General features: G+C 61.6%; 14 protein-coding genes. 10 read left to right on the forward strand and 4 right to left on the reverse strand.

Going from position 1 to position 25,292, the window contains the following annotated elements; all coding sequences use genetic code 11:
- The first annotated feature begins 84 nt into the window (after nucleotides 1-84).
- Entirely contained in the window at nucleotides 85-264 is a 180-nt protein-coding gene (locus tag SFY93_RS12420; RefSeq protein ID WP_093761044.1) for a hypothetical protein, read from the forward strand.
- Nucleotides 265-379: 115 nt separating this feature from the next.
- Complete coding sequence (locus SFY93_RS12425; protein WP_184514376.1) at nucleotides 380-601, forward strand: hypothetical protein; 222 nt, start codon at nucleotides 380-382, stop codon at nucleotides 599-601.
- A 248-nt stretch (nucleotides 602-849) separates the two neighbouring features.
- Here the strand turns inward: SFY93_RS12425 and SFY93_RS12430 are convergent, their stop codons facing one another.
- The 3 genes from SFY93_RS12430 to SFY93_RS12440 form a co-directional block, all read right to left on the reverse strand.
- Nucleotides 850-1,173: a hypothetical protein gene (locus SFY93_RS12430; protein ID WP_320447321.1), complete on the reverse strand. Its 324-nt coding sequence runs from the start codon at nucleotides 1,171-1,173 to the stop codon at nucleotides 850-852.
- A gap of 130 nt (nucleotides 1,174-1,303) precedes the next feature.
- Nucleotides 1,304-2,629, reverse strand: a complete 1,326-nt coding sequence (locus SFY93_RS12435) for an HlyD family type I secretion periplasmic adaptor subunit (protein ID WP_320447322.1) — start codon at nucleotides 2,627-2,629, stop codon at nucleotides 1,304-1,306.
- 10 nt (nucleotides 2,630-2,639) lie between these two features.
- On the reverse strand, nucleotides 2,640-4,418 hold the full coding sequence (locus SFY93_RS12440; protein ID WP_320447323.1) for a type I secretion system permease/ATPase: 1,779 nt from the start codon (nucleotides 4,416-4,418) through the stop codon (nucleotides 2,640-2,642).
- A 569-nt stretch (nucleotides 4,419-4,987) separates the two neighbouring features.
- Here SFY93_RS12440 and SFY93_RS12445 point away from each other — a divergent pair.
- Complete coding sequence (locus SFY93_RS12445; RefSeq protein ID WP_320447324.1) at nucleotides 4,988-13,315, forward strand: ExeM/NucH family extracellular endonuclease; 8,328 nt, start codon at nucleotides 4,988-4,990, stop codon at nucleotides 13,313-13,315.
- 107 nt (nucleotides 13,316-13,422) lie between these two features.
- On the opposite strand, the gene SFY93_RS12450 is transcribed toward SFY93_RS12445, so the two are convergent.
- Entirely contained in the window at nucleotides 13,423-14,223 is an 801-nt protein-coding gene (locus SFY93_RS12450) for a GntR family transcriptional regulator (protein ID WP_320447325.1), read from the reverse strand.
- A 349-nt stretch (nucleotides 14,224-14,572) separates the two neighbouring features.
- Here SFY93_RS12450 and SFY93_RS12455 point away from each other — a divergent pair, with 349 nt between their 5' ends.
- From SFY93_RS12455 to SFY93_RS12485, 7 genes are all read left to right on the forward strand, one after another.
- Nucleotides 14,573-15,634 (forward strand): ABC transporter ATP-binding protein, encoded by a 1,062-nt coding sequence (locus SFY93_RS12455; RefSeq protein ID WP_414717115.1) that lies wholly within the window; start codon nucleotides 14,573-14,575, stop codon nucleotides 15,632-15,634.
- 8 nt (nucleotides 15,635-15,642) lie between these two features.
- Nucleotides 15,643-16,674 carry an ABC transporter ATP-binding protein gene (locus SFY93_RS12460; protein ID WP_320447326.1) on the forward strand — a complete coding sequence of 344 codons (1,032 nt, stop codon included), beginning with the start codon at nucleotides 15,643-15,645 and terminating at the stop codon, nucleotides 16,672-16,674.
- 19 nt (nucleotides 16,675-16,693) lie between these two features.
- A complete protein-coding gene (locus tag SFY93_RS12465) occupies nucleotides 16,694-18,247 on the forward strand; it encodes an ABC transporter substrate-binding protein (protein WP_320447327.1) in 1,554 nt (517 codons plus the stop codon).
- 62 nt (nucleotides 18,248-18,309) lie between these two features.
- On the forward strand, nucleotides 18,310-19,266 hold the full coding sequence (locus SFY93_RS12470; protein WP_068737345.1) for an ABC transporter permease: 957 nt from the start codon (nucleotides 18,310-18,312) through the stop codon (nucleotides 19,264-19,266).
- Complete coding sequence (locus tag SFY93_RS12475; RefSeq protein WP_320447328.1) at nucleotides 19,263-20,138, forward strand: ABC transporter permease; 876 nt, start codon at nucleotides 19,263-19,265, stop codon at nucleotides 20,136-20,138. Before SFY93_RS12470 ends, SFY93_RS12475 begins: the two co-directional genes overlap by 4 nt.
- A 27-nt stretch (nucleotides 20,139-20,165) precedes the next feature.
- Nucleotides 20,166-21,881 (forward strand): AMP-binding protein, encoded by a 1,716-nt coding sequence (locus SFY93_RS12480; protein ID WP_320447329.1) that lies wholly within the window; start codon nucleotides 20,166-20,168, stop codon nucleotides 21,879-21,881.
- Between the two features lie 73 nt (nucleotides 21,882-21,954).
- Nucleotides 21,955-25,266 (forward strand): carboxyl transferase domain-containing protein, encoded by a 3,312-nt coding sequence (locus SFY93_RS12485; protein WP_320447330.1) that lies wholly within the window; start codon nucleotides 21,955-21,957, stop codon nucleotides 25,264-25,266.
- The last annotated feature ends 26 nt before the right edge of the window (nucleotides 25,267-25,292 follow it).

The following is a 25,292-nucleotide window of genomic DNA, read 5'->3' on the forward strand; positions in this document are numbered from 1 at the left end:
CGACGACTCCGGTATCGTTTAATATTGATGCAACGCTCAGCCGATTATTGAAGGCAACCGAAAGCGCGGCAGGGGATTTTTTCAATGACCAAGTTAGACGCAGAAGTCGACGATCTCATCGCCGCCTGCCACGGCGACACCCGCGGTACCGTGGCAGCACTCATTCTCGTCAATCAGCAACTTGAGACCGAACTGGCCGAGCTGCGTGCGCAGATGGCCGCACGGCCGTTCGATGAGCAGATGGTGCACGCCGTTCTGCACTGATTGGTGACTTGATGCAGCGCAAGTGCGCCACAAGATTCGTGGTGTATAAATTCAATCTCGGCTGGGATTCGGAGCGCCCTTTTGGCGTAATCGGAATTTCGGGATGGAGGTTTGAATGCCCAGACAATTTGGATTGAAGGCGACATCGATTGCAGCGTCGACGCCCGCGACGGCGTGCAAAACGACGCTTGGCCTGATCGGATGGATGTTTGCGCCGAAGAACCGCGTGTCGCGTGGCGCCGCAGCGGTGAGGCGCTCATCGGCATACACGGCGCTGCCCTATGCGCCAGCAAGCTGGCGCGGTTCCCGTGGCCGGCGATCGGTCTCGGTCAACTGAAATCCGTGTGACGTCGCGCGCTAGCGTATCGAGCGTTTGTCCGGTGTGGCTCGTTCCTTAATTGGCGGTTCTTCCAGAAATTTGTTGGTCGGGGATGGGTCATCCGTCAGCCAGTCCACGAAGTGGACGGCATTCTCGATCCAGTCCATCAATCTCGTCCAGGCGCGTGTCAGGGCATGTGGCATACCGATTAGTCGCAGATAGCGCGGCTCGGGTTCAGTGGAGCAGAAGAGCAGTGGATTGGGCTGTCAGGCGGCCTTCATCATTGTCGGCTTATCGTTTCCAGTTGTGCAGTCGGCAGCGATCTGATCGTCACCCAGTTGCCTGCGACGCAGGGCGGACTGCATCTTGCCGAACACCTCGACGACAGTACGGAGCTCCCTGCGCAGCTCTTCGATCTGCGTCGGTCTCGGTCCCTCGTGATATCCCCGCAAATACTTGGCCGCGGCGACGATCTCCGGCGAAAGCGGGGCCTTCAGCTTGACGGCGAGCACCAGTCCTTCTCCGATCGCCTGCTGCAGGAATGCTATCGTATCTGCGAGCAACAGTTCGCGTCCCTCATGCCTGTCCATGATGTCGCCGCCGATTCGCTTAGGTTGACGCTGAGGGAAGGGTGCCGCGGTATGGGTAATGAATAGTCACGGAAAACCTTGCGCAGATTGATGGGGTCATCAATGCGGAGGTTGGCCGGCGCGACTCGACTCAGTCGTGACGGAACGAGCGAGCCAGTTGGTCCTCGATCGGCTTGCGGAGATAGGCGAACGCGGTACGGGAGCCATTCTGAATATAGGCTTCGACCGGCATGCCCGGCACAAGTGCCTTCCCGCCGAGCTTGGCGAGTTCTCCGTCGATGAGGCTAATGCGCGCTACGTAATAGGACGCGCCGGACTGCTGGTCTTTTGTGAGATCGGCCGCTATGCGGGTAAGCCTTCCGTTGAGATCCGGTGTGATCGCGGAATCGAAAGCGGTGAAGCGCAGCTTCGCGGATTGACCTAGTCGGAGGCGGTCAATCATTTGCGGATCGACCCGCGCCTCGACCACGAGAGAATCTTTTTCCGGAACGATAAGCATCAACTGTTCGCCCGCAGTAATAACGCCGCCCACCGTATGGATCGTCTTCTGGTGAACCATCCCGTCCTGCGGCGCCCGCAGCATCACGCGTGCGAGTTGATCGACTGCTGCGATCCGGCGCTCGGAGAGATCGGCCATCTTGATCTCCACCTCGCGCAGCTCGGTCGCGATCTCGCGTCGCTGATCCTGCACGACCTGAAGCGTCTGTAGTTCTGTCTCGGTGATGCGGCCTTTGGCCCGCGCCGTCTCAGCGATCAATTGTCCTTCCTCGCCGATCAGCCGCGCGGCTTCGCGTTCGAGTGTGGTTAGCCGTGCGTAGGGAATTAGATTTTTCTCGAAGAGCTGGCGAACCCCTTCGAGTTCGCGCTGGATCAGTCGGATCTGTTCACGCTTTGACGCGATCTGAGCGGCGAGGCCGTGGATCTCCTCACCGATCTGCGACGTGCGCTCGCGCAGTTGCGACTGTTGGCCGCTGACGGCTTCGCGTCGTCTGAGCAACAGGCTCGTCTCACCGGCGATGATGTCGGCGATCGCGGGTAACTCGATACGGTCCGCAAGTTCGCCCGGTATCACGAAAGCGTCGCGACCATCTTGTTCCGCGCGCAGCCGCGCTCGACGCGTCCAGAACTGGTTGAGCTGGTTTTCGATCAGTGCCAGGTTGGCTCGCGTCATGGTCTCGTCAAGCCGGACAAGAACGTCGCCTGCGCGCACGCGGTCCCCGTCGTTGACGAGAATTTCGGCGACCACCCCGCCGGTCGGATGCTGAATCCTGCGCACGTTGCTATCGACGACGATCTGTGCCGGCGCTATCACCGCGCTAGCGAGTGGCGCGGTTGCCGCCCAGACGCCAGCGGTGGAGATCGCCACGGCGAGTATAGCTAGTCCCGCATACGCAGTTCGCCGGATATCGCGGAAGGGATCGGGGCGGCTTGAGTTGGGCGTTGCAGAATTTGGCATCAGGGTTTCCTCAGCTTCGGCCGTCAGCGGTCATGCGGACTTCGTGCACCGGCTGTGGCGCCACCTGGTTTGCAGGGTGTTGCGAGGCAAGCGCCTTGCGCAGGACCTCATCTTTCGGACCAAATGCCTGGACCTGGCCATTGGCGAGCGTCATCACGAGATCGACGCCTGCGAGAGCGGCCGGGCGGTGCGCGACGATAATGGCGATTCCGCCGCGCTCACGTACGCCCTTGATTGCCTGAGTCAGTGCTGCGTCGCCTTCGACGTCGAGATTGGCATTCGGTTCGTCGAGCACCACCATGAACGGGTCCCTATAAAGCGCGCGTGCAAGCGCTACCCGTTGCCGCTGCCCACCCGAGAGGGCAGCACCGGCTTCGCCGATCCGCATCTCGAAGCCCTTTGGCAGGTTGAGGATCATGTCATAGGCACCGGCGGCTTTTGCGGCGGCAATGACGGTCGGTCCATCCATCTCCGGATCGAAGCGGGCAATGTTCTCAGCCACCGTGCCGTCGAACAGTTCGACGTCTTGCGGCAAATAGCCCATCAAGCCGCCCCGAATTTCGGCGGGCCACTGGTCGAGGGTTGCGCCATCGAGGCGGATCTCGCCGCGCGCTGCAGGCCAGATCCCGACCAGCGCACGCGCCAATGTGGATTTGCCCGACGCCGACGGTCCGATGATTCCAACAGCCTGGCCGGCTTTGAGTTGGAACGTGGCATTCTGAACGATGGCCTTGGTGCCACCCGGCGCGACAATGAAAACCTGATCGACCGTGAGAATGTGCTGAGCACGTTCTGGCGCAACGGCAGAAGGGCTTTCGTCTTGAGACGATAGCGCATCGCGTAACCGCTGCCAGGCCTGGCGGGCGCCGACGAAAGGACGCCAAACCGAGATCGCCAGTTCGACGGGAGCCAGCGCACGGCTGCCCATGATCGAGGAGGCAATCATGACACCACTGCTGGCCTGTCCTTCGATTACCAGCCAAGCGCCTAATCCGAGCAATGCCGATTGCAAGATGAACCGCAGGGTCTTCGACAGCGTGCCAAGTGCACCGGCAATATCGGAACCGTGCTGCTGAGCAGCAATCTGATTGGCATTGGCTGCGCCGATGCGTGAGATGACTCGTCGCTCCATGCCGAGGGCGGCGACGACCTCGGCATTGCGGCGTCCTGCCTCCAGATGGATGTTGCGTATGGCGGCATGGCGGGATGCTTCTCGCGTGGGCTTCCGTGTCAGAATTTCCGTAACAAGAGCAATGCCGAACAGAATGGTTGCGCCACCGACCAGGGTCCATCCAAGATACGGATGCAGCAGGAAGCACCCGGCGAGATACAGCGGCATCCACGGCAGATCGAACAGCGTTGTCGGCCCGAGGCCGGACAGGAACCCGCGCACTGAATCCAGATCATGAGCGAGTTGAACACCGCCGCCGCGGCTGGACTTCAAAGGCGATCGCAGAATGGCGGAATTCACTGGCTCCCACAACGCGCCATCAAGTGCAGCTCCGATGCGCGTCAGGATCCGCTGGCGCAACCAGTCGAAAACACCCTGCACAGCGTAGATCGCAATTACGATAATCGAGAGCGATACGAGAGTAGGAATGCTGCGCGAGGGAATGACGCGGTCATAGACCTGCAGCATGTAAATGGATCCGGTCAGCATCAGGATGTTGACCACGGCGGAGAACAACCCGACAGACAGGAACGCGCTACGACATGATGCGAGAGCGGCACTCGGAAGATCTTGGTACTTCGATCCGGCTGTTCTGTCTGCCGAAATTGCTGCGGTCATATTTCACCTGGGCCAGTAAGCGACAGCGATGCGCGCCGATCGAGTTCGTTATCTGGCTTCAGCGTCAACTGCGTGACAGCGTGTGAATTGCGTGCGCGTGCAATTTTTCTGTCGCGCGATCGGCCATGTGAATGGTGACCGATGTGCGCGACAAGACATTGCAACAGCAAATACATTCTTTCTTGCGCATTACGTGCGCGAACCTCGGCCGCTGTTTTGCCGCGCGATCGATCGGGAGCTCAAAGTAATTCAGTGTAGTTCGATCAGTTTCATCATTCTTCGGTGCGAACTGCGACCAATCCGCGGTGGAGCAACCCGCAACGCTTTGCACTTTTGCGGGTGTGGCACGATGTCGCGATTTGCTGTGTCGCCTTTGTATAGTCGAGCAAAAAGAGCGGTCGGCGCGTGGCTTCACTGCGACGTTAGAAACCAGTCACGCGGCTGTTAAATCGACGTGGCTACATCCGGCGCATTAACTTTTCGTTAACCAAAGGCAGTCGGTCGCGCGTATTCGCATTCTGCGAAGCGAGCGATGTTCGACGCACGCCTCAACGATGGAAGCCGATTTCATGTCAACGACATATCACGCCCTTGCCGTTAGCGATCTCGTCCAGGATTGGTCCAATGCCGGCGCAATCAACGCCGATGATAATTGGTCTTCCGTTCCATCGATCGTCGGCTATCTCGGTGACATCAACGCTGGTTCGCCAACTGGCACCGATCCGCGGACATTGACCGGCGCTGGGCTCGGCGCCGTCGATGTGATCGCCAATCAGACTGCCCCGAATTCTCTTACCAATGGCGGCGTTGCGGAATTCGCTGTTGCCAATCCGACCATTGCGCTGAACGGCTCGGGTACTGCAGACGCACCGAGCCTCGTGCTTTATCTCGATGCGAGCGGCCGCGATAATGTGCGACTGACCTTCAATGCGCGCGATCTCGACGGCAGCGCAGACGATGCGTCCCAGCCAATTGCCGTGCAGTACCGGGTCGGTTCCGCCGGGTCCTGGACGAATGTGCCGGGTGGCTACGCTGCCGACGTGACCACCGCGAATGCCGCCACTCAAGTGACGCCTTTCAATTTACTGCTGCCGTCCGAAGTCAATGGCCACGCGGACTTGCAGGTTCGGATCCTCACCACCAATGCCGGTGGCAATGACGAGTGGGTCGGGATCGACGATATCCGCGTTACGAGCAATGCCAGCACCCCGGTCGTAGGCCAGACCGTCGGCTTTTCTGCAGGCACGGTGTCGGTCTCGCATGACGAGGGCAATAGCGGCTCGACGGTCTATCAATTCACCGTGGAGCGCAGTGGTGGCACCGATGGCGATGTCTCATTCTCCGGAACCATTGCCTCTGCGCAGACCGACGCATCGGACTTCGTTGGAAGCGTGCCGAGCAGCTTTAGCGGCGTGATTCCGGCTGGGCAGGGCTCGGCAACGGTGACCGTTATGGTCGCCGGTGACACCACGAGCGAGCCGAATGAAAATTTCACGCTGACGCTTCAGAGCGCTTCCAATTCCACCGCCGTGGCGACCACGATTGGCACCGCGCAAGCCACCGGCACCATCGTCAATGATGACGTCGCGATCACCAAGATCAGCGCCATCCAGGGGACGGGCGCCACCAGCGGAATGGCCGGCCAGACGGTCACTGTCGAAGCCATCGTCGTCGGTGATTTCCAGAATGGGGACGGCGACAACAGTCGCAACCTGAACGGCTTCTATGTTCAGGAAGAGGTGACCGACTCCGACGGTAATGTCCTGACCTCTGAAGCCATCTTCGTATTCGGCGGCAACGGTGACGTGGCCGTCGGCGACCGTGTCCGTGTCACCGGTTCGATCAGCGAGTATTTCGGTCTCACCGAACTCACCGCGACCAACATTTCCGTGGTTGAAGCGGGAGCAGTTGCCGATATCAACACGATGGCGACCGTGATCGATCTGCCGGGTGCCGGCACCACGCTGAGCCAGGACGGCGACTATCAGCCGAACCTCGAAGCCTATGAGGGGATGCTGGTCACGCTGCCAGAGACACTCGTGATTACCGAGCAGTTCAACCTTGATCGCTTCAATGAAATCAAGCTGGCGGCAGGCGATCGCCCGGCCCAGTTCACGCAGGAAAATGCGCCGGACGCTGCAGCCTACCAGGCCTATCTGGCCGAACTCGGCTCGCGCACCATCACCTATGATGATGGCCTGAACGCTCAGAACGCGGCCATCAGCAATCTCGACGGCTTCGGCCCGACCTACAACACGGCGACGGCGCCGCGGATGGGGGACACGATCACCGGGCTGACCGGCGTACTGGACTATCAGTGGGCCGGCAATGCCGCATCGGGCGCGACCTGGCGGGTCCGCTCCGTCGAGAACGGCACCAATACGTTTGAAGACGGCGCCGCGCCGCGGACTACTGCACCCGACGATGTCGGAGGTACGCTCCAGGTCGCAAGCTTCAACGTCCTGAATTTCTTCAAGACGCTGGACAATGGCGCCAGCACCGCCATCGGCCAGGAGCCGCGCGGCGCCAACGACTCCGTCGAGCTCTCGCGCCAGACCGGCAAGCTCGTCGATACCATTCTTGCAATGGATGCCGACGTGCTTGCACTGACCGAACTGGAAAATGATTTTCTGCCGGGTTCGTCTGGCAATGCCATCGAATATCTGGTCGGTCAGCTCAATGCCGCTGCGGGTCCCGGCGCCTATGCCTGGGTCAATCCCGGTCAGCAGTTTGTTGGTGGTGATGCGATCGCGGTCGGCTTCATCTACAAGACCGCGGATGTGAAAATCGCGGACGGGACGACGGTCGCGATCCTCAACGATGCAGATCTGCCCGGACTCGGGCTTTCCGGCCTGCTGAGCCAGAGCACCGTCGGGCACATCTTCGACGGCGCGAATACCAGCCGCAATGCGCTCGCGGTGACGTTCGAGCAGATCGCCACTGGTGAAACTTTCACCGCAATCGCCAACCACCTCAAATCCAAGAGCGGCACCGGCACCGGCCTCGATGCTGACCAGGGTGACGGTCAGGGCAACTGGCAGAACCAGCGCGAGCTCGCAGCGACTGCGCTCACCGCCTGGGCCAACAGCGACCCGACCGGCTCCGGCGACAGCGACGTGCTGATGCTCGGCGATTTCAACAGCTACGCCAAGGAGCAGGCAACGGGCATCATCGAGAATGCAGGCTATGAAAACTTGCATGGCCGGGAGGACGGTGCTTATTCCTACGTCTTCGACGGTCAAACCGGCACCCTCGATTACGCGTTCGCGAATGACAGCCTGTCGTCGCAGGTTACTGGCGTCACCACCTGGCACATCAATGCCGATGAAGCCGATGCCCTCGACTACAACACGGACTTTTCGCGCGATCCGGCGATCTTCGATGCCGATACGAATGTCCGCGTTTCCGACCACGATCCGGTCATCGTTGGCCTCGATCTGAACCAGACGCCGTCGACCTACAGGCTGCAGATCCTGCATGCGTCGGATTTCGAGGCCGGTCTCGATGCGGTTGATCGCGCTGGCAATTTCGCCGCCATCGTCGATTACCTCGAAGAGACACAGGCGAATTCGATCACGCTGTCGTCGGGCGATAACTTCATCCCCAGCCCGTTCTTCAGCGCCGGCAGCGACGCCTCGCTGAAGGAGGTCTATGAGACCGCGCTCGAGACCTATTACGGTCTTGCCAGCGGCACGCTGAACATCACGCCGGGCTTCGGTAGTGCTGACATCTCGATGCTGAACATCATCGGCGTGCAGGCCTCGGCGATCGGAAATCACGAATTCGACGCAGGCACAAATCCGCTCGCAGCGATTATTCGGCAAACTGCTGGCTTCCCGGGTGCACAGTTCCCCTTCCTATCTGCCAATCTGGATTTCTCAGGCGATTCCAATCTTGCCGGCCTCTACACCAACCTCATCCAGAACGCTGACAACTATTCCGGCTTCCCGCCGGCCGCCGGCATCGGCAAGAAGATCGCGCCTGCGACCATCATCGAGGAAGGCGGCGAAAAGATCGGCGTGGTGGGCGCCACCACTCAGATCGTCGAAAGCATTTCCTCGACCGGTGGCGTCGAAGTGATCGGCGACGATGTTGACGACATGGCCGCACTTGCTGCGATCCTGCAGCCAACTATCGACAGCCTGATCGCCCAGGGTATCAACAAGATCATCCTGGTCAGCCATCTCCAGCAGATCGCGTTCGAGCAGGCGCTTGCACCGTTGCTGCATGGCGTCGACATCATCATCTCGGGCGGATCGAACACGCTGCTTGCCGATGCGCAGGATACGCTGCGTCCCGGCGACACCGCCGATGGCACTTACCCGATCGTGACCCATAATGCCGACGGCAACACCACGCTGATCGTCAATACTGACGGTGAATACTCCTATGTCGGCCGGCTGGTGGTCGATTTCGACGCCAATGGCAATGTCATCGCGGGCAGCGTCGATCCGAATGTCAGCGGCGCTTACGCGACCACCGACGAAGAGGTTGCCGATCTTTATGACGACGTCATCGACGTCGATGGAGATGGCGATATAGACACGGCCGATGCCAATCCGTTTGCGGAAGGCAGCAAGGGCGATCTCGTCAACGACATCGCTCAGGGGGTCGGCAATGTGATCGACGCCCAGGACGGCAATCTGTTCGGCAGCACCAATGTCTATCTGGAAGGCCGTCGCGGCGAGGTCCGCACCGAGGAGACCAATCTGGGTGACCTCACGGCCGACGCCAATCTCTGGTATGCCCAGAAGGCCGATGCGACGGTGATGGTCTCGATCAAGAATGGCGGTGGTATCCGCGACTCGATCGGCAACGTGTCTGCTGTAGGCGGCAACGCCCAGGAGAATCCACCTTCGGCTAATCCTGAAGTCGACAAAGAGGCAGGTGATATCTCCCAGCTCGACATCGCCAACTCGCTGCGCTTCAACAATGCCCTGTCCATGGTCACCGTGACGGCAACGCAGTTGCTGACGGTGCTGGAGCATGCGGTGGCTGCGACCACGGCAAGTGCCACCCCCGGTCAGTTTGCACAGGTTGGCGGTATCGCTTACTCCTTCGACAAGGATAGCCCGGCCGGCAACCGCATCCAGTCGGCAGCGCTGATCGACGAGAACGGCAATCCCGTCCTTGCCCTGGTCGAGAACGGTGAGCTCGTTGTCGATGCCAATATGGCGATCCGGGTCGTGACGCTGAGCTTCCTGCTCACGGGCGGCGACGGCTATCCGTTCGCGAGCTTCATTGCGGCCAATCCGGCCTTTGCAAATGTTGTGGACCTGTCTCCGAATCTCATTCCCGATGCTGGTCAGGTGGCTAACTTTGTGGCCGAAGGCACCGAACAGGACGCGTTCGCCGAATATCTCGCGGCGCACTATTCCGAAACGGCTTACGATGTCCTCGACACCGACCGCGCGCATGACACTCGAATCCAGAACCTCGACTATCGGTCGGATACGGTGCTCTCCGTGCAGCCGATCGTGCTGGTCGGCGACGATGATGACAACATCCTCACTGGCGCACTCGGCAACGATACGATCTCCGGCGGCGAGGGCGATGACACGCTGACGGGTCTTGGCGGCAATGACGAACTCGACGGCGGCGAGGGCGACGATACGTTGCTCGGCGGTGCCGGAAACGACAATCTCACCGGTGGCGAAGGTGACGACGCTCTCAGCGGCGATGCCGGCAACGACGTCCTGGCCGGCGGCGAAGGTGACGACACGCTCTCCGGCGGCGCCGGTGACGATGAGCTCGATGGCGGCGAAGGCTACGACACCCTCGACGGCGGTGCTGGCAACGACCGGCTCGTTGCCGGAGCCGGCGATGTCGCATCCGGCGGCGATGGCGACGACATTATCGAAGTCTCGACCGACGATTACGCGCCGGCGTTGATCGATGGCGGTGACGGCAATGACATCCTGAAACTGGTGGGTTCCGGTACCGGCGTCATCGACACCAGCAACATTGTCATCAACGTCGAAAATCTCGTGGTCAGTGAAGGTACCTGGTCGGTCACCGGCAGCGACTACTCCACGGTTACAGTCGAGGGCGGCGCCACACTCATCAGCAACGTGGCTGTCAACAACGGCGATCTGCTTTCGGTCCATGCTGGCGGCAAGCTGATCGCCGGCACCGCCATCACCTGGTCGGGCGGCGGAGCCGCCGTGGTCGACAATGCCGGCCTGATCGAAGGATCGAGCCGCGTGCTCAACACCACGACCGGTGTGACGGGCTCGTTGACCTTCAACAACGAAGCAGGCGGCATTCTTCGCGGTGCGCTGAGCCCACAACAGGCGGGACACGCTGATGCGACCATCACGATCAACAATGCTGGCGTGATGGAAGCGGGCGGTCGCGTCATCGACTTCCGCAGCTTCGATGGAGCCGGCGCTTCGGCGGTGATCAACAATCTCGCCGGCGGCATTATCCGCCAGTACGGGAGCGACACCGACGTGATCCGCCCCGGCAATGACGGGATTGTTAATAACTGGGGTACGATCACTACCGATCCTGGCTTCGTCGGCGGAGGTGACCTGATCGACTTCCAGAGCGATACCGGCGGCAAGGTCAACAACTATGCCGGCGGCTGGATGGAAGGTTCGCGCCATGCCGTGACCGGCGACAATGCTGTGACCGTTGTCAATTCAGGCACGATGATCGGCCGCAACGGCTCGGCGGTGAACATCGACAATGGCGGTTCGGAAGCCGAGAAGGTCTTCATCACCAACCACGGCACGATGGAAGGTCGCTCGGCGGAACTGTCCGACTCCGATGGCGATGCCATCGACGTCGATGGTCTGGTGCAGGTCCTGAACTACGGCCGTATCGCCGGCCTCGGCGCCGAGGGCTACCATGATGGCGAACCGAACGTCTCCGAGGGTATCGCCATCGGAGGAGGCTCCGTCGTCAACAGTGCTACTGGCGAGATCTACGGTTACGGTCGTGCTATCCAGGTGGATAATTCCAGCAACAGCAACGCGCTGGGTGTGTCCACGATCGTGAATGATGGCCTGATCCGCGGCGATGGTCACGGTCCGGAAGGCGTCTCTGCGGAAGACGCTGCCCGCTTCGACCTGCGCGGCAATGAGGCGATCAATCTGGTTGGCGACTATGAGGATTTCGTCGGCAACAACAGCACGGGCCGGATCATCGGCGGCATATCGATGGGCGGAGCCAGGGACACCCTGAATAACTCCGGCTCGATCATCGCGACCGGTGGATCAGCCATCGACATGGGCGCCGGCAACGACCAGGTGAACCTCTATGTCGGTGCGACGGTGACGGGCAAGATCCTGCTCGGGACCGGCGACGACGTCGCTCTCTCCACCTCGGCTGGTGGCTTCGATATCGATGGCGGCGACGGCAGCGATACGATGGCCATGGACTACGCATATGGCGGTGCTGACATCCTCAGCGGCGGAAACGGCAACGACTACATCTATGCCGGTGCAGGCAACGATCAGGTCGATGGCGGGGCTGACGACGATACGCTCTATGGCAATGACGGCGATGACCTGATCAAGGGCGGAGCCGGCAATGACGATATCGCCGGCGGCATTGGAGCTGACACCATTCATGGTGATGGCGGCAATGACAGCATCGATGGTGGCGAAGGGAACGATACCGTCTTCTACACGGGAACGTTCAATAACCATGGCTACGCGTTGAACGCGGATGGCTCCGTCAAGGTCACCGACCTGCGCAATGGTGCGCCGGACGGGATCGACACGCTGCGTAATGTCGAGCAGCTCAATTTTGTCGATGGGGCCTGGAAGCTAGTGGTCGGCACCAACGGCAACGACGCGATCACCGGTTCTGCCGGCAATGATCTGGTGTTCGGCGGCAGCGGAAATGATACTTTCCTCGGCACCGGCGGGCTGGATACCTATGAGGGCGGCGACGGAACCGACACAATCGACTACAGCCAGATCACATTCAAGGTGACGGTCGATCTTGCCTCCGGGCTCGCTTACTACCCCGGCTATCTCGCCGGCGCCGATCACTTCAGCAATATCGAGAATGCGATCGGGACCGGCTATGACGATCTTCTGATCGGAACCAGCGGTGCCAACACGTTGATCGGGGGCGCGGGCAACGACGTTCTGAACGGCGGTGACGGCGACGACATCCTGCGCGGCGGTGCCGGCAACGACACGATCGACGGCGGAGAGGGCTACGATGTGCTCGACCTGTCGGATGCGACCGGAGCGTTGACGGTCAACTACGCGGCTGGAACGGTGACGGGTGCCGGGATCGGGACCGATCATTTCACCGGCATCGAGCAGATCCTGTTCGGTGCGGGCAATGATCAAATCACCGGCGGCAACGGTGACGACACCTTCGATGGCGGTGCCGGCAACGACGCCATCAATGGCGGTGCGGGTGACGATGCGCTCAGCGGCGGCGTTGGTGACGACGCGATCGACGGCGGTTCCGGCGACGACGTGGTGTCCGGCGGCATCGGCAACGATACGCTGAAGGCCGGCTCCGGCGATGACAGCGTCGATGGCGGTGACGGCAACGACATCATCGATGCTGGCTCGGGCGACGACATCATCGTGGCCGGTGCGGGTGCGGACAAGGTGAATGCCGGCTCCGGCAACGACATCATCGGCGGTGGAACCGGCGACGATATCCTGACCGGCGGTTCTGGCTCCGACGTGTTCGTGTTCGCCGCCGGGTTCGGAAAGGATATGATCACCGACTTCGCCGCGAGCGGAGCGTCCAAGGACTTCATCCAGTTCTCCAGTGATCTGTTCTCCGACTATGCCGATGTGATGTCTCACACCGCCCAGGTCGGCAGCAGCATCGTGGTGACGCTGGATGAAAACCACGCAGTCACGCTCGCCAACACCAGCTTGGCGTCGCTTACCGCTGACGACTTCCGCTTCGTCTAGCGCCGGAACATGGCACACGGGGCGTTACTGACGCCCCGTGTGCCCTTACGTTTTTGCCTTGATGAATTGCGAGTCGCTACCGTCCGAGCCTGCCGCTCCGTCGCATTTCACCCGCGCGGAGCGGGCACAATGTCCGCCAGCACATTATCGTGCCCATCGCTATGTGTTAGCGCACTCAGGTCGAATGTCTCTCCGCGAATGCGCGATAGGGTGGACAAGGCGCGGTCGCGATCACTTTCCAGAAGCTGACCGAGATGTGTGACAGCAGCGTTCGGCTTGCGCTGCCGGATCGCCTTCAATGTCGACGCCATCAGGTCGGCGCTGAGTCGGCGGATGTCGCGGGTCTGATAGTCCAGCGGCGTCTTCCATATGGTTTCCCATACGGTTTGATTGGCAAGGTCGGTGAGCAGTTCGACGAGCAGTTCGTTGCCCGAGCCGCGCGCAATGGTCTTTACCGCGCGCGTCGTTGTGTGTGCGAAAGCCATTGGATCATCGATCTCGACTGCGACTCTCAACTCGTCGCAGCGGCGCGCCAATGTGTCGATGAAGCTTTCGACCGGCGTGGTCGCCATGGTGCGAACTGCCAGCATCGACAGTGCGGTGCGGACATTAAACAGGTCAGCCACCGATTTGAGTGACAGCGGCCTGATATAGGCGCCGCGCCGCGGAAAGATGTCGACCAGGCGCCGGCGCTCGAGAATGCGGATCGCTTCACGGATTGGTCCACGGCTGACGCCGAAATCGCGCGCCAGGTCGAGTTCAACAAGACGCTCGCCCGCTTTGCGACGGCCGGAGACGATCTCGGCACCGAGTTCCTCCGCAACCTGGTCGGGGATCGTGCGCGGCGCAAATCTTCGTTCGACGTCGTGCTCGTTATCATTGAACGGCTTGCGAAGTGTCGCTGCCATGGCCGCCTCCTGTCGATGCACGCTTGCAGCGTCATACGGTCCTGTCTACCGCAGAAGTCAATTGTTGACAATTGACAGTCGATGCCCCTTCATTGGGTTACTGTCGCTTCAATACATACCGGCACAAGCCGGACCGCGATGGAACGTCCCGATGCAAGATCTGCAGAACAGGGATGGCAAGGGAGGTGAACATGGCGGCTCTGTTCGCGTCGGCGCATGTCCGACTGACAACACCCCAACAGACACGGGTCTGCGGCTTTCATCCGTATGCGCAAGTGCAGCACCGGCAAACCCTGCAGCAGTGGATGATGCGCGGCGTCACTGGCCGTGTTCCTGCTGGCGAAGCGCGATGACAGGTGCGATCGACATCTCCGCTCCCACGGCAACGCGCGTTGCTGGAATGCCCGACGCGGGCGTTTTGCCGCAGCCGCCTTTGCTCGAAGTGCGCGATCTCTCACTGTCATTCACGACGGCGCGCGGCGCATTGCCGATCGCCCGGAACGTAAATTTCACCATCGCGCCGGGCGAGCGCGTTGGCTTGGTTGGTGAGAGCGGATGCGGCAAGACTGTTACCGGCCTCTCGCTGCTGCGCCTGCTGCCGCCGCAGTCGGCGCGCATTCAGGGCGATATCCTGTTCAACGGGATTAATCTAGCCACTCTGTCGCCGCGACGCATGCGCGCCGTGCGCGGCCGTGAGATCGCGATGATCTTCCAAGAGCCTATGAGCGCGCTTGATCCTGTCTTCACGGTTGGCGACCAGATCAGCGAAGCCTATCGCATCCATTTTCCGGTCAGCCGCGCGGAGGGGCGCGAGCGCGCCATCGCTGCGTTGCGCGAGGTCGGTATCCCCGCGCCGGAACGCCGCTGCGACGAATATCCGCATCAACTCTCGGGCGGTATGCGCCAGCGCGTGATGATCGCGATGGCGTTGATCTGCAAGCCGAAGCTGCTGGTCGCCGACGAGCCGACCACGGCGCTCGATGTCACGGTGCAGGCGCAGATCACCGATCTCTTGCGTTCGTTGAGCGAGCGCACCGGCACGGCATTGATCTTCATTACCCATGATCTCGGCGTCGTCGCCGAAACCTGCACCCGCATGATCACCATGTATGCCGGTGAGGTCGTCGAGGATGCCCCGGTGGACGATGTGCTGACGCGGCCGCGTCATCCCTATACATCCGGACTGCTGCGCTCGCTGCCTAGCCTCAGCCCGCGCCGCGGCGTGCTGGCCTCGATTCCCGGCCGCGTACCGTCGCCCAATGCAATGCCCGCCGGCTGCCGCTTCCGCGCGCGCTGCAGCCACGCCGTTGCGGGCTGCGAGCAGAAACAGCCGATGGTCGAGAGCGGGAATGGCCGTGCCGCGCGCTGCTGGCGTGCTCCCGAACTCGTGCTGCCGGGGGCGGTGAATTGATGTCAGGCATGCGGGACCACAATCGGGACAGCGGCGTTCTCAGCGGGATTCTCGCAGTGCGTGACTTGCGGATCCTCTTTCCGACCCGCGATGGCCGCGACACCGTCAAGGCGATCGACGGCATGGATTTCGAGGTTCGTGCTGGCGAGACCTTTGGCATCATCGGTGAGTCTGGCTCGGGCAAGACCACGCTTGGCCGTGCGCTGGTGTCGCTGCTGCCGCCGAGTCACGGCCAGATTCTGCATGACGGCACCGATCCGGCGGCCCTCGGCACCAGCGCATTTCGCAAGCATCGCCGCGACTACCAGATCATCTTCCAGGATCCGAATGCCGCGCTCAATCCGCGCATGACGATCATCGACAGCGTGGTCGAGCCGCTGGAGATCATGGGCGAGGGCGATCATGCCTCGCGCCATCGCCGTGGCATCGAGGTGCTGGAGCGCGTCGGCCTCGCCGCCGAAGCGGCCGATCGCTATCCGCACCAATTGTCCGGTGGCCAGAAGCAGCGCGTTAACATCGCGCGCGTGTTGACGTTGCGGCCCAAGGTCATTGTTTGCGACGAGGTGGTGGCAGCGCTCGACGTCTCCATCCGCGGCGACGTGCTCAATCTGTTTGCCGATCTGCAGCGCGAATTCGGTCTGACTTATGTGTTCATCACCCATGACATCTCGGTGGTCTCGCACATCTCCGACCGCATCGCCGTCACCTATCTCGGCAAGCTGATGGAGCTCGGTCCGGCCGAGGATGTGGTCGAGCGGCCACTGCATCCCTATACGCGTGCGCTGTTGTCGGCCGAGCCGATCCCATTGCCGTCGCATTTGCGGGTCGACCGCCGCATCATTCTCGAAGGTGAAATTCCGAGCCCGGTGGCACCGCCGTCGGGTTGCCGTTTCCGCACGCGCTGCCCGTCGGTGCAACCGCGTTGCGCCAAAGAAGTGCCAGCCTGGCGCGACGTCAAGCCGGGACACCGCGTGGCCTGCCATTTCGCCACGGCGGACGGTCCACCGCCAGACAATCAAAAAGCGCAACGCGCATCATAATCAACGGGAGGATTTTCGAATGACCACCATCGACCTCAGCAAGCGGACGCTACGCCGTCGTGACATTCTGGCGCTGATGGGCGGCGCTGCCGTGACCGGCGCACTCGGCCTGCCGGCCTGGGCGCAAGAGGCCAAGAAGGGCGGCGTGCTGAAGGTCGCTGCGCCGGCCAATCCGTCGTCGCTCGATCCGGCCACCGGCGGCGCCGGCTCCGACCACAGCATTCTGTGGACCATGTATGACACGCTGGTGGAGTGGGACTACGAGACGCTGAAGCCGAAGCCGGGCATGGCGAAATGGGCGTTTCCCGATCCGAAGACCATGGTGCTCGACATCACCACCGGCATCAAATTCCACGATGGCACACCGATGGATGCGGAGGCCGTCAAATTCAACCTCGAGCGCAACCGCACCGACCAGCGCTCCAACGTCAAGCCCGATCTGTCCAGTGTGGATGCGGTCGAGGTCACCGGTCCGCTGCAGGTGACGCTGAAGCTAAAGAATCCCGACACCGCGCTGCCGGCGATCCTGTCGGATCGCGCCGGCATGATGGTGTCGCCGACCAATATCAAAGCGCTCGGCAATGAGACCGACCGCAAGCCGGTCGGCGCCGGGCCGTGGAAATTCGTACGCTGGAATGACAACGAGATCATCGTCGTCACCCGCCATGATCAGTACTGGCGCCAGGGCCGACCTTATCTGGACGGCATCGAATTCAACATCATCCCGGAAAATGCTACCGCTTTGCGTTCGGTCGTCGCCGGCCAGAACGATATGGCGTTCCAGCTGCCAGCGCGATTGAAGCCGGTGATCGAGCGCGCCAAGAATCTGGAAACTGTCAGCTCGCCGACGTTGTATTGTATTCAGGTCTACTTCAATTACGGCCGCGCACCGCTCGACAACGTCAAGGTCCGTCAGGCGATCAACTTCGCGCTCGACCGCGATGCTTTCGTCAAGGCGGCGCTCAACGGCCTTGGCGAACCGGCGCGCATGACGCTGCCGAGCTCGCACTGGGCGTTCAACAAGGACGTCGCGGGGATGTATCCCAACAATACGGAGAAAGCGAAGCAGCTGCTCGCTGAGGCCGGCTACAAGGATGGTCTCGAACTGACCATAGGCGGCTATATGGATCAGGATTCCGTGCGGCGTGGCGAGGTGATCCAGGATCAGCTCGGCAAGGCTGGCATCCGTCTGAAATTCACCCGCGGCACCATCGCCGAAATCAGCGCGCAGTTCTTTGCCACCGAGAAGAAGTTCGACCTTCTTGTCTCGGCATGGACCGGGCGTCCTGATCCGAGCATGACCTACGGGCTGAGCTTTGACAAAGGCGCCTATTACAATGCGGGCCGTAGCGGCGAGCCGGAGTTGTCGAAGTTGATCCAGGAGAGCCGTGTCAGCGAAGATCTCGCCAAGCGCGCCGATGTGTTCGCCAAGATCCAGAAATTCACGGTGGAGAACGCCCTGTCGGCACCGCTCGCATTCCAGTTTGAACTCGATGCGCTGTCCGCCAAGGTGAAGGGCTTCAAGCCCAATCTGCTCGGCAAGCCGAAATTCGAAAACATCTCGCTCGGCTAATCCATCGGACACAGCAACCGGCGCCGCGGTCATCGCGGCGCCTTAACTGGTGTGAATTGCGCATGTTGAATTCCGGACGTCTCCGCATCATCGGTCGTCGCCTGCTGCAGGCAATCCCGGTGGTGGTGCTGTCGACCTTCATCGTGTTCGGCCTGCTCAAGCTGGTGCCGGGCGACGTTGCGGTGACGCTTGCTGGCGACAATGCGTCGGAGCAGCGGATCGCCGAAATCCGCGAGCTCTATGGCCTGAACCAGCCATTCCTGCTGCAATATGGCTCATGGCTCTGGAAGGCAGCGCATGGCGATCTCTCCAGCTCGCTGATTTCCAACGAAGCGGTGCTGACCTCGATCCAGCGCTGCCTGCCGCATACGCTGCTGATCGTCGCACTCGCGCTGTTCATGGCGATGTTGGTCGGCATCCCCCTGGGCATTGCCGCGGCAACCAAGCCCGGCTCGTGGATCGACGGCTTCGTCATGGCGATTGCCTCACTCGGTGTTGCCGTACCGAATTTCTGGCTTGGCATGCTGCTGGTGGCGTTCTTCTCGCTGCAGCTCAACTGGCTGCCGGCCACGGGTGCAGTATCGCTCATGAAAGATCCGTGGGCGTCGCTCAGTCATGCCATCCTGCCGGCGGTAGCGCTTGCGTCCGGCGGCATTGCCGAGGTGGCGCGGCAATTGCGGTCGTCACTCGTCGAGATACTGTCGTCGCAACAGGTTCGCACGCTGCATGCCAAAGGGTTGCCGCCATCGTCCATCCTGTGGCGTCACGGCTTGAAGAATGTCAGCGTCAACCTGCTCACCGTCGTCAGCCTGCTCGCGAACCGCCTGCTTGCGGCGACCGTCGTGGTCGAGGCGGTGTTCGCGATTCCCGGTATGGGCGGATTGATCGTCAACGGCGCGATGAACCGCGATTTCCCGGTGGTGCAGGGCGTCGTGTTTACCATGGTCCTGATCGTCGTGACGCTCAATCTGCTCACGGATATTCTGTACAGCGTCCTCGATCCGAGGATTTCATCATGACGGATGCTGTGATGGCTCCCGAGCGTCGGCCGGGACGTTTCTCGGGTTTTGTACGCTGGTTCGTCAGTGATCTACGCGGTGCTTTCAGCCTGACTTTCCTCGTCGCGCTGTTCGTGATCTCGGTCCTCGGCCCGTGGATCTCGCCATACGCGCCGGCCGCACAGGATCTCGACGCGGCGTTGGCGACCATGTCGACTCAACATTGGCTGGGCGCCGACGATCTCGGTCGCGATACGCTCAGCCGCCTGATCTATGGCGGTATGGCGTCGCTCTATGCGAGCTTCCTTGCGGTCACGATCGCCGTTCTGATCGGCGTGCCTGTCGGCATTCTCGCCGGCTATCTTGGCGGCTGGGTCGATACGGTGATCAGCCGTGTTATCGACAGCTTCCTGTCGTTCCCGGCCATCGTGCTGGCGATCGCCGTGACAGGTGCGCTCGGCATCGGCCTCACGAACGGCATGATCTCGGTTGGCATCGTGTTTTCGCCGCAACTGGCGCGCCTCGTCCGGGCGCGCACGCTGGTGGTGCGCAATGAGCTTTATGTCGATGCCGCGCGTTGCTTCGGCGGATCAACGCCACGCATTCTTTGGCGTCATGTGCTGCCGAACGCGATCCAGCCCGTCATCGTGCAGGTCACGCTGTTGCTGGCCGCGGCGCTGCTGGCGGAAGCGAGCCTCAGTTTCCTCGGCCTCGGCATCCAGCCGCCGGATCCGAGCTGGGGCTCGATGCTGGCGCGCGCCTATCAGAACATGGAAATCGCGCCCGAGCAGATGTATCCGCCCGGCCTCGCCATCCTGTTCACCGCACTGGCCTTCAACACATTGGGTGAATCGCTGCGCGTCGCGCTCGACCCGACCATGAAACGCAACTGACCAAGATCAAGAACAAGGACGACGGTGATGACCGCAAGCGCCAAAGAAACTGAATATCTCGCCATGCTGCACGAGCTGTGGGCTAAGGCCTGGCCGAAGGGCACGCCGGACAAGCCGCAATATCTGCATGGCGAGGTGGCGCTCACCGAATATTTGCGCGCGTGGGCCAAGCGTAATCCTGAAAAGCCTGCAGTGATCTTTTACGGTCACGTCACCACCTATGCCGAACTCGACGCGCAGAGTGATCGCTTCGCAGCGTTGCTGATGGAGAAGGGCGTCCGCAAGGGCGACCGTGTCGCGGTGTTCCTGCCGAACTGCCCGCAATTCCATATCGTGTTCTTCGGCATCCTCAAGCTCGGCGCCATTCATGTGCCAGTGAGCCCGCTGTCACGCGCGTTCGAATTGTCCTACGAGTTGAATGATACCGACGCCGAGGTCATCGTGGCGCTGGATCAATTGGCGCCTGTGGTCGACCAGGTGCGGAGCGATTCCAAGCTGCGCGAAGTGATCGTTACCAGTTTTGCGGATGTACTTCCGGCCAAGCCGACCATTCCCGTTCCTGACTCGATCAGTGTGCCGCGCATTGCCATCTCAGGTGCGACCGATCTGTTACCGGCGCTGGCTGCGCTGCCCGCGCCAAGGCCGCTGCCGCCCGCCGGGCTCGATGATATCGCTGCGCTGAATTACACCGGTGGCACCACCGGCATGCCCAAAGGCTGCGTGCACACCCAGCGCGATATGGTCTATACGGCCGCCGCCAATCACGGCATCTCCGTCGTCGCCAATGAAGACAGCGTCTTTCTGTCGTTCTTCCCGGAGTTCTGGATTGCCGGCGAGAATTTCGGCCTGATCTTTCCGATGTTTACCGGCGCAACGCTTGTCCTGCTGGCCCGCTGGGATGCGATCGGGGCACTGTCGGCCATCGATCGCTACAAGGTCAATGTCACTGCGATGCCGGTCGATGGCGCTGTCGAACTGATGGACCATCCGCGCTTCAAGGAATTCGACCTGTCGTCGCTCAATCAGGTGCGCGTCGTGTCCTTCGTGAAGAAGCTCAATCCGGCCTATCGCAAGCGCTGGAAGGATCTCACCGGCACGATCTTGACAGAAGCGTCGTGGGGAATGACCGAGACCCATACATCCAACACCCTCACGGCTGGCTTCCAGGATGATGATTTCGATCTGCTGTCGCAGCCGATCTTCGTTGGGCTCCCGGTGCCCGGCGCCGAGTTCAAGATCACCGATTTCGAGACAGGTGAACTCGTACCGCTCGGCGGCGAGGGCGAGATCCTCGTGCGGACACCATCGCTGCTGAAGAGCTACTGGAATAAGCCGGAAGCAACAGCGGAGTCGTTGATCGATGGCTGGCTGCGGACGGGTGATATCGGCACCATCGATACCGACGGCTTCCTGCATTTCCTCGGTCGTCGCAAAGAGATGCTGAAGGTCAAGGGCATGAGTGTATTCCCGCCGGAGATCGAGGCGCTGCTCGGGCAGCATCCGAAGGTTCTCGGATCAGGCGTGGTCGGCCGTGAAGATGCCAGCAAGGGGCAAGTGCCGGTCGCCTTCATCCAGCTCAAGCCGGAAGAGAGGGGCACCGTCACGCCAGCGGAACTGCAGGCGTGGTGTGCCGAACGGATGGCCGTCTACAAGGTGCCTGAGATCCGCATTATCGACGCGCTGCCGATGACCGGCACCGGCAAGGTGAAGAAGCAGGAACTCGACGCCAACGCGCCGCAGTAAATCGAAACGTTACATGGCCCCGGGTGTGGATGATGCCACCCCGGATCGCGTCTATTGTTCACGGAGAGTTTTGATGCCCTTTCGCAAGTTGCTGATTGCCAATCGCGGCGAGATCGCCATTCGTATCGCGCGCGCCGCGGCGGACGCCGGCCTTGCCACCGTCGCGATGTATCCGGCCGATGACGCGCTTTCGCTGCATGTACGGATCGCTGACGAGTCCATGGAAATCCCCGGCCGTGGTGCGCGTGCTTATCTCGATATCGAAGGTGTGATTGGTGCCGCGAAAGCCACCGGCTGTGACGCGCTGCATCCGGGCTACGGCTTTCTCAGCGAGAACGCCGATCTGGCCCGCCGCTGCGCCGAAGAGGGCATTACCTTTGTCGGCCCGTCACCCGCGGCATTGCAGCTGTTCGGCGACAAGGTCGCGGCCAAGCAACTCGCAAAGCGCTGTGGTGTGCCGATCATCGCGGGCACCACGGGCCCCTCGACGCTTGATGAGGTGAAAGCGTTTTTCACATCGCTGGGTAGCAATGCCGCCGTGATGATCAAGGCTATGGCTGGCGGCGGCGGCCGCGGCATGCGCGTTGTCGAGCATGCGGAGGATCTCGATGACGCCTATGCGCGTTGCCAGTCAGAAGCCAAGGCGGCCTTCGGCAGCGACGGCGTCTATGTCGAGCGTCTCATTCGCAATGCCCGTCATATCGAAGTGCAAATCATCGGTGATCGTCACGGCGATATCAGTCAGCTCTGGGAGCGTGAATGCACCATTCAGCGCCGCAATCAGAAGCTGGTCGAAGTTGCGCCGAGCCCGTCGCTGTCACACAAATTGCGCAGCCGCATCGTTGAGGCCGCCAAAAATCTCGCGGCGGAGGCGAAGTATGACAGCCTCGGCACGTTCGAATTTCTGGTCGATGGCGAAGCTGGTGAGGGCGACGGTGCCTTCGCCTTCATCGAGGCCAATCCGCGGCTGCAGGTCGAGCATACCGTGACCGAGGAAGTGCTATCGGTCGATCTGGTGCGGTCGCAGCTTGCCGTTGCCGGTGGCGCCACGCTGGCGTCGCTCGGCCTCGATCAGGCGTCGGTGCCGAGCCCGCGCGGTTTCGCCATGCAGCTCCGCATCAATATGGAGACCATGGATGTCACCGGCGCCACCAAGCCGACCGGCGGTACGCTCGCGATTTTCGAACCGCCGTCAGGCCCGGGCGTGCGTGTCGATACGTTCGGCTATGCCGGTTACAAGACCAGCGCTGCCTTCGACTCGTTGCTGGCCAAGGTGATCGTCCACACGCCGTCGTCGAAATGGCCCGACGCCATCGCCAAGGGTACGCGAGCCCTGCGCGAATTTCGCATCGAGGGCGTCGCCACCAATATTCCGCTGATGCAGGCGATCCTGGCCAACGCCGATTTCCAGGCCAATCGGATCAACACCAGCTTCATCGATCGCAACGTCGCCGATCTGGTCGCTGCCACACTGACAGCGGGCAAGCCGCTATTCGCCGCCAGCGGATCAACCGGTGATGCACGGACCTCCGCCGGCGTCGTACAGCCCGCGCCGGAAGGATCGATCCCGGTCGCGGCGCCGCTGCAGGGCACGGTCGTGTCCATTCCGGTGGCCGAAGGCGATGTTGTCAGGCCCGGCCAGCAACTCGCCATCATCGAATCCATGAAGATGGAGCATCTGGTGACTGCGGAGCAGGGCGGTCGCGTCACCCGGATCGCGGCATCCGATGGCGTCACGTTGATGCAGGGCGAGCCCATTCTGTATATCGAACCTCAGGACGTGGCCGGCGACCTCGCCACGGAAGAAGCCGATATCGATCTCGACCACATTCGTCCCGACCTTGCCGAACTGATCGCTCGCCAGGGGATCACGCTCGATGAAAACCGGCCCTCTTCGGTCGAGCGCCGGCGCAAGACCAATCAGCGCACCGCGCGCGAGAACATCGCGCAACTCGTCGATGACGGCTCCTTCATGGAATATGGCAGCCTCGCCATCGCCGGCCAGCGGCGCCGTCGCGCGGTCGATGATCTCATCAAGAATACGCCGGCCGATGGTCTGGTCGCCGGCGTCGCGACCGTCAATGCCGCCAAGTTCGGCGAGCACGATGCGCGCTGCATGGTGATTTCCTATGATTACACCGTGCTGGCGGGCACCCAGGGCCATATGAACCACAAGAAGATCGACCGTATGCTGTCGCTGGTCGAGCAATGGCGGATGCCGCTGGTGTTCTATGCCGAAGGCGGCGGTGGTCGTCCCGGCGATACCGACCGGCTCGGCATGACGGGTCTCGACGGGCCATCTTTCGTGCAATTCGCCAAACTGTCGGGACTGGTGCCGGTGGTCGGCGTGGTGTCTGGCTATTGCTTCGCGGGCAATGCCGCGATGCTCGGTTGTTGTGACGTCATCATCGCCACGAAGAACGCCTCGATCGGCATGGGTGGTCCTGCGATGATCGAAGGCGGCGGCCTCGGCGTCTATCATCCGGCCGAAGTCGGGCCGGTGTCGTTCCAGTCGCCGAACGGCGTCGTCGATATTCTCGTCGAGGACGAGGAGGAAGCGACACGGGCCGCGCAGAAATATCTGTCCTACTTCCAGGGCGCCGTCACCGAATGGCGTGCGCCCGATCAGCGGCTGCTGCGCCGTGCGATCCCGGAGAACCGGTTGCGCGTCTATGACATCCGCGCGGTGATCGATCTGATCGCTGATGAGGACTCCGTGCTCGAAATCCGGCGCGATTTCGGCGTCGGCATGATCACCGCGTTCATTCGTATTGAAGGCAAGCCATTCGGCCTGATTGCCAACAATCCGAAACATCTCGGCGGTGCCATCGATGCCGCAGCCGGCGACAAGGCCGCGCGCTTTCTGCAGCTTTGCGATGCATTCGACATTCCGATCGTGTCGCTCTGTGATACGCCGGGCTTCATGGTTGGGCCGGAGGCGGAGAAGACCGCGATCGTGCGCCATGTCGCGCGCATGTTCGTCACTGGCGCGAGCATCACGGTGCCGTTGTTCGGCATCGTGCTGCGCAAGGGCTATGGGCTCGGCGCGCAGTCGATGATCGGCGGCGGTTTCCATGCCTCATTCTTCACGGCGGCGTGGCCGACCGGCGAATTCGGCGGCATGGGGCTGGAAGGCTACGTGCGGCTCGGCTTCCGCAAGGAGATGGAGGCGATCGCCGATCCGGTGGAGCGCGAGACCTATTACAAGAACAAGGTCGCCGAGCTCTATGCCAACGGCAAGGCGACCTCGATCGCCTCGGTGTTCGAGATCGACAATGTCATCGACCCCGCGGAAACGCGCCGCTGGGTGATGGCCGGCCTGCGATCGGTGCCGAAGCCGCCGCAACGCGAGGGTCGCAAGCGCCCCTGTGTCGATACCTGGTAGCCACAACGAACCGACGGCTCACATTC

The sequence above is a fragment of the Tardiphaga sp. 42S5 genome (assembly GCF_034044155.1).
In the GTDB taxonomy this organism is placed as follows: Bacteria; Pseudomonadota; Alphaproteobacteria; order Rhizobiales; family Xanthobacteraceae; genus Tardiphaga; species Tardiphaga robiniae.

Bases quoted from the DNA above. Each gene is read 5' to 3' on its own strand.
- SFY93_RS12445 (WP_320447324.1), top strand. From the start codon at position 4,988: ATGTCAACGACATATCACGCCCTTGCCGTTAGCGATCTCGTCCAGGAT.
- SFY93_RS12420 (WP_093761044.1), top strand. From the start codon at position 85: ATGACCAAGTTAGACGCAGAAGTCGACGATCTCATCGCCGCCTGCCAC.
- SFY93_RS12480 (WP_320447329.1), top strand. From the start codon at position 20,166: ATGACCGCAAGCGCCAAAGAAACTGAATATCTCGCCATGCTGCACGAG.
- SFY93_RS12485 (WP_320447330.1), top strand. From the start codon at position 21,955: ATGCCCTTTCGCAAGTTGCTGATTGCCAATCGCGGCGAGATCGCCATT.
- SFY93_RS12425 (WP_184514376.1), top strand. From the start codon at position 380: ATGCCCAGACAATTTGGATTGAAGGCGACATCGATTGCAGCGTCGACG.
- SFY93_RS12450 (WP_320447325.1), bottom strand. From the start codon at position 14,223: ATGGCAGCGACACTTCGCAAGCCGTTCAATGATAACGAGCACGACGTC.
- SFY93_RS12435 (WP_320447322.1), bottom strand. From the start codon at position 2,629: ATGCCAAATTCTGCAACGCCCAACTCAAGCCGCCCCGATCCCTTCCGC.
- SFY93_RS12460 (WP_320447326.1), top strand. From the start codon at position 15,643: ATGCGGGACCACAATCGGGACAGCGGCGTTCTCAGCGGGATTCTCGCA.
- SFY93_RS12470 (WP_068737345.1), top strand. From the start codon at position 18,310: ATGTTGAATTCCGGACGTCTCCGCATCATCGGTCGTCGCCTGCTGCAG.
- SFY93_RS12465 (WP_320447327.1), top strand. From the start codon at position 16,694: ATGACCACCATCGACCTCAGCAAGCGGACGCTACGCCGTCGTGACATT.
- SFY93_RS12455 (WP_414717115.1), top strand. From the start codon at position 14,573: ATGACAGGTGCGATCGACATCTCCGCTCCCACGGCAACGCGCGTTGCT.
- SFY93_RS12475 (WP_320447328.1), top strand. From the start codon at position 19,263: ATGACGGATGCTGTGATGGCTCCCGAGCGTCGGCCGGGACGTTTCTCG.
- SFY93_RS12440 (WP_320447323.1), bottom strand. From the start codon at position 4,418: ATGACCGCAGCAATTTCGGCAGACAGAACAGCCGGATCGAAGTACCAA.
- SFY93_RS12430 (WP_320447321.1), bottom strand. From the start codon at position 1,173: ATGGACAGGCATGAGGGACGCGAACTGTTGCTCGCAGATACGATAGCA.